Source organism: Aquiflexum sp. (assembly GCF_977115555.1).
Genome location: NZ_CDSBKL010000280.1, coordinates 1 through 5,530, shown reverse-complemented (window position 1 = coordinate 5,530; position 5,530 = coordinate 1). Strand labels below are relative to the sequence as shown.

Annotated in this window: 5 protein-coding genes; 1 reads left to right on the top strand and 4 read right to left on the bottom strand. The window is 46.3% G+C overall.

Going from position 1 to position 5,530, the window contains the following annotated elements; all coding sequences use genetic code 11:
• Window positions 1-240 precede the first annotated feature (240 nt).
• Window positions 241-702 (top strand): YehS family protein, encoded by a 462-nt coding sequence (locus ACZFYI_RS14830; RefSeq protein ID WP_462524907.1) that lies wholly within the window; start codon window positions 241-243, stop codon window positions 700-702.
• Window positions 703-974: 272 nt separating this feature from the next.
• On the opposite strand, the gene ACZFYI_RS14825 is transcribed toward ACZFYI_RS14830, so the two are convergent.
• The 4 genes from ACZFYI_RS14825 to ACZFYI_RS14810 all read right to left on the bottom strand — a co-directional run.
• The gene (locus ACZFYI_RS14825; RefSeq protein WP_462524906.1) at window positions 975-1,469 is read right to left on the bottom strand and encodes a hypothetical protein; all 495 of its coding nucleotides are present in this window, start codon (window positions 1,467-1,469) and stop codon (window positions 975-977) included.
• A 46-nt stretch (window positions 1,470-1,515) separates the two neighbouring features.
• Window positions 1,516-2,175, bottom strand: coding sequence for a tetratricopeptide repeat protein (locus tag ACZFYI_RS14820; protein ID WP_462524905.1), 660 nt, complete (start codon window positions 2,173-2,175; stop codon window positions 1,516-1,518).
• Complete coding sequence (locus tag ACZFYI_RS14815; RefSeq protein WP_462524904.1) at window positions 2,163-3,512, bottom strand: tetratricopeptide repeat protein; 1,350 nt, start codon at window positions 3,510-3,512, stop codon at window positions 2,163-2,165. Before ACZFYI_RS14815 ends, ACZFYI_RS14820 begins: the two co-directional genes overlap by 13 nt.
• The coding region (locus ACZFYI_RS14810) for an urea transporter (RefSeq protein WP_462524903.1) at window positions 3,494-5,530 on the bottom strand (2,037 nt) is incomplete at its 5' end. The genes ACZFYI_RS14815 and ACZFYI_RS14810, both read right to left, overlap by 19 nt.

Here is a 5,530-nt window from a genome sequence, read left to right as displayed (position 1 = left end):
ACCACCAGCTAAAGCAGGTGGAAATTGAAACCCATCAGGGAAGGTCTCATTCATAATTTGTCATTCATCATTTTTCATTCCAATAAGAGATCCTTCACTCATTCCTCATTCAGGATGACGGACACAGACCTCTTACTTTTCACCTTTCACTTTCAACTCTCATTTGGAATCTTTCCCCTAATCCGGCATCTTTACCCTTTTAAGAATGAAGAATTAAGAATTGAAAATGAATAATTAAAAATGACCAACAACGATATTCTCCGCAGCCTCCGCTATACTTTTGATTTTGGTGATGACAAGATGATTGCGCTTTTTGGCTTGGGCGGCAAAACCGTCACAAGGGCTGAGGTGAGTAATTGGCTGAAGCGGGAGGAAGACCCGGAGTACAAAGGGATCTATGACAAGGATTTGGCGTATTTTCTCAACGGCCTGATCATCGACCGGAGGGGCAAGCGGGAAGGCGTCGAACCGGTGGCGGAGAAGACCCTGACCAACAACATGATCTTCCAAAAATTGAAGATTGCCCTTAACATGAAGGATGATGAGATCCTGGAGATCTTGGCCAAGGTAAATGTCAACATCAGCAAGCATGAGCTGAGTGCTTTTTTCCGTAAACCGACACAGGATCAATATAGATTACTTAAAGATCAAATCCTGAGGAATTTTTTGAGAGGGATTCAGATGAAGTATAGGCCGGAGTGAGGTTGGGATGTTTGAATTTTGATTTACGAATTACGATTTACGGGGTGTTTCAGAAGTAGGAGAGGTAGGGAAGTTGGGATTTTTGGAAGTTAGGAGCTTATTCCCACTTTTTTCTTTGCGGCTTTGTGACTTTGCGGGATAAAAACATTCCTACATGAGATTTTATTTTACCGCAATGGACCCGAAGGTTTCGCAAGGGGCGCAATGGATTTTACCTTGAGGTATTGGATTTTACCTTTGCGTGGTAGCGGCTCTGCGTGAGATTAAATTCATCATTTTGAGGAATCTGCATTTGCTTCTGTCTGCTTTTTGAATTGCCTCCAATTGTCTTTCCATTCCTCGGAGGAAAGGTCATGCTCATAGATGTAATTGACGATGCGTTCGAGTTCTTCTTGGTCTATCGTCAGGGGAGGCATCAGCCCAAAGTTTCTGATGGCGCCGGGCATTTTGGATTTTTCCTGATCGGGATGCTGCACATATGCGATGATGGGATTGACAAAATCCTCCCTTGAGATCCCTTCCCTGAAGTAATGTTCCCGTACTTTGAACATCGGCGGACCTGTCCTGCCGGCATGTCCTCCGCTCATTTCGGGATGGTGACAAGCAAAGCAGTATTTGTCCATCAATACCATGCCGTCAAGGTGGAGATCGCCTGTTGGGTCGGACACCTGTACTGTTTTTTTGTTTTGTTGGTTCAGGTAAATCAAAGTGCCGATCCAAATCATTGCGGGCAATAAGGTCAGGATAATATATTTTTTGGGAATCATAATCACATCATTTTACATAGCAAATGGATTTTGCTTTGGGCGGTTTTTATTTGATCAGTTTGAGTCCTTCCGTGGCAGATTCGTCTCCGGGATTGTTCAGAAGGACTTTTTGGAAAAGGATTTTGGCTTCACGGGATTTTTGGAGGCTGAGTTTGTTCCATGCCAGGAGGATCAGTCCGTCATAGTCAAAAGGATAGAGGTTGACGACTTTCTCCAGGTAGGGATCTGCCTTGGCAAATTCCCCGCGGTTGTAGTAGATCAGTCCGACGCGGTAATTGACGAGGCTGTTCTGTGGGTCATTCTTTAGGATTTGGCCGTAGATGTCGAGGATTTTGTCCCATTTTCCCTGTACAGACAGGGGGAGAACGAGGCCGAGTTTGGGTTCGACGGCATAGGGTTTGAGGTCTACGGCCTTGGTATAGTACTCGACAGATAGGTCAAGCTTGGAAGCCTGATAGTGCAGCCAACCCAACCTGAGGTTGAGTTCATAGGAATCTGACTGGTAGACAGCCTTGAGTCTGTCGATGGCGCCGTTGAAGTTTTGGGATTTTTCAAGGCTGTAGCTCTCCCTGAATGCTTCGGTGACTTTGTCCTGTGCATGCGCATTGAATGCGGTGATCAGGGCGATCAGAAATGCCAAAACCAGTATTTCTGTCTTTACGATCAGGTTGGTTTTGTGTCTTGGGGTTTTTGCTAGAATCTCCATGATAGGATGCCGGTTATGGATTGAAGGTTATATTGCTGTAAGTTGATGGGTTCGGAATCGGACCCGGAAGTTTTGAATTCACTTTCATTGGTAAAGAAGGTGTAATCCAGGGTGATGCTCCACCTTGGATTGGGCAGGATGATGGCCCTGCCGCCGATTCTTTGTGTGATTTTGTCCAGCCTGTTGAAGACCACAATGCCGTCATTGAGCAGGAAGTTTTCCATTTCTCCGAAGGAAGCATAAGCTTCCAGCCAAAGGTTGTTGTTGAATTTGGTACCGATCTGCTGTTCAAAGACAAAGCGGTTTGTTGTGGGGCTTGTGTCGGTTTGCTGTCTTTGGTGGGATACCACGGAGATGGTATAGAGGTCAAGGTTTCCCTTGGGGTAAAAGAGGAGTTTGAAGTCCTGTTGGTCCTGCCGGGCATTGGCAAGGGTACCGTGGTAGTAGGTGGCGCCGAGGCTGACATAATTCCATCTTTTGTAGAGGGAGCCAAAAAACACCATGTCATTGTCTGTCTGCGAGATCTCCCGGACAGTCACATTGGGACCTTGTCCTGCCTCAGACAGTTCAGGGATGGAATAATTGATGTTGATGTAATGAATCCCTCCCATGAGGCTAAGGCCTTTTGCCAAAAGGATGTTGGCAGCGCCATAGTATTGGAAAAGGTTGGATTGGTAGTCTCTGTCAAGCAGGATTTCACCTTCGGATTGGGTATAGAGCAGGTGGCTGGCATTCAGGCCTGAAAAACCCTGAAAGATGGATAACCTTGGGCCGAGGCCAAGCTGCAAGCCGACAAATGCATAGTGGTGTTGGTTTGGAATAAACTGACTTCCTTCCAGGTCGGGGCTGATCGGAGCGGTAAAATCATCCGCCACTTTTTTGTCAATCAGGCCGGTGTAGTTGTAGGCAAGGTCAATCTTTTCGATGATTTTGGAAGATTCGGTTTTCGTCTTTTGCTTCATGGCAGGAGAAAAACCGGAAGCGACCACTTTTGCATCGGCAGACCTTCCTGCCCATAAGTAGGCATAATAGAGGTATTCCTGAAGGTATTCCTCGCCGCTGTTCATTTTGATTGCCTTTTCCAAATGGGTCGAAGCCTCATGGTAATTGCCTGTCTCATAATTGGCAATCCCCAATCTCACCCTGAGGTAGTAGTAATCTATTCCTTCCTCCAGGGCTTTTTTGCCCTCTTGGATCAGGAGCGGCCAATCTTTCTGCTGAAAATAGGAATAGGTTTCCGTTTCAACCTGTGAAAGGCTTTTTTGCTTTTGGGCCATTGCGGGAAAGGCAAAGAGTCCAAGGATGAGCATTCCGAGCATTATTGATCGTGGATACATGTTGCCAGGATTTGTTTTTTGTGATTTTTGAAACGAAATGTCTGAAGTCCGCTTTCGTCCAGGACAAATTCAAACTCCGAGAGATCCAAGGTTCTTCCCCAGGATTTTTTGAGGATTTGACCCTTTAGGGAAAGGGGTTTGGTGGAAAAGCCCTTGTTTTTTTCGGGGTAGTTCAGGATATATTCCCCTTTGAGGTATTGGTAAAAAGGGGCGATGAAATCCTGGAGAAAGATTTTATTGACATGGAAAACCATGTGTACCGGGAAGCTGTCTTGGAGCTTCAGCCTATCGGTAAAACCGAAGCTCATCTTATAGGCGGAGAGATAGAAGTCATAGAGCAGGGATTTTCTGTCTCCTTCGAAATGGGTAAAATGAAGCATGGCCTCATCAAGTTTGAAGTAGGCTTTGGAGCCTGTCGTCCTGCATTCAAGGTATTTGTTGAGGCTGTAATCCCTCTTGACTTCCCATTCGTAAAGTTTTCCGTCTTCGGTTTCAAAGTGGAGTTTGTCTCCAACTACAAAGGAGAAGGCTTTTTTGAGGCCATTTTCTGGAAGTAGGGAACTGACTACGGCATCTACGGGCGGGTTGATGGTGGACATCAGTTTTTCTTCCCCTTTGATCCTCATCCATACATCGGTGATTCTATAGTCGATGGTTTTGGATCCGATATGTGGTGTCGCCTGGATCTGAAAATGAAGGTGTGGATAGGGGGAATTTCCTGAGTTGCCACACTTTCCGATGACTTCTCCTTTTTTCACTTTGTCTCCGGGTTTTGGCAGGATCGAGCCTTGTCTGAGGTGGCTTAAGCTACTGTAGAGGAAATCGGCATGCTTGATGATGATGGTATTTCCCCAGTTTTTGTCGAGGTTGTTGGCGCCGATGGGATTGTCCGGAATGTCGTTGACCACAGTCTCCACCGTCCCGTCTGCGGGAGAGATCACATTTTTGTCATAGCAGTAATAGTCCAAAGGGAAATCTCCTTCATTCCTGAAGGTTTTGTTTTGTTCATCCTTGATTTCAAAATCCCATGCATGGCGCCAATCGTCTTTGTGGGTATAGGCCCCGTTGTGTCCCTGGGTTACGGTCCATTCCCCAAAGAAGGGAAGGTAAATGGGTACCGGGCTATCTTCACCGAACCTTTTCATAAAGTTGCTGAAGGTGTACAGGTTTTTTTCGGGAGAATTCTGCTGCCAAAAGATGGTGCTGAGACCGATCCTGTTGTCTACCCTGAACTTCAGCGCGTACAGGAATGTCAGGGTAGCAAGGTTGAAAGGAAAGGAATGGACAGGGAGATAGATCAGGTTGAAGAGCTGCTGCAGGGCAATCCCCAAAATCATGACCACAGGGATGATGGCAATGAGACCAAGGTAAGAGCTCTTGTTGGGGATGATGAAATATCCCCCTAGGGCGATGGCGGTCAGGATATAGTTGAATCCGATGTAGCTGAATGACACTTCGGAAAAGGGGATACCCAACAACATATACATGACATAAGCGATGTAAAATCCCCAAAGCGAAAGGGTAAAAGCGATGCGGGAATAGATCAGGACGCCAACTGCTGCAAGAAACCCTGCGATGACATTGGTCTGAAAAAATATGGCTCCAAGAGAAAGGAAATAAGCTTTCACTGAAACCGGCATGGGGACTTGGTTCCACCATTCGTAGATCCTGACCAATTCCCTGCCGCCCATGAGGTAGAGGTCATTCAGGACATAGACCCCTCTTTCACTCAGTCCCAATTCTCCAAATTCCCTGCTAGCCAGTCTGATCATCCAAAAAACAAGGATAAAGGGAATGCTCAGGTAGGGGAGGCCGTATTTGCCCAAAACCCCTTCCAAAGTCACTGAAATGAATACTGTCAAAATCCCCGATACCAAAACCATCAAAAAAAGCAAAAGCCCCGGTTCAAAATAGATTCCAAGTCCGACTCCGACAAGCAGTGCATTGAATCCGTAGAACCCCTGACGGATGTTTGGTTCGTATAATCCGATAAAATGGGCGGTAAACAATGCTGCCAA

Coding starts and splice junctions, on each gene's coding strand:
- ACZFYI_RS14830 (WP_462524907.1), top strand. CDS start 241: ATGACCAACAACGATATTCTCCGCAGCCTCCGCTATACTTTTGATTTT.
- ACZFYI_RS14825 (WP_462524906.1), bottom strand. CDS start 1,469: ATGATTCCCAAAAAATATATTATCCTGACCTTATTGCCCGCAATGATT.
- ACZFYI_RS14820 (WP_462524905.1), bottom strand. CDS start 2,175: ATGGAGATTCTAGCAAAAACCCCAAGACACAAAACCAACCTGATCGTA.
- ACZFYI_RS14815 (WP_462524904.1), bottom strand. CDS start 3,512: ATGTATCCACGATCAATAATGCTCGGAATGCTCATCCTTGGACTCTTT.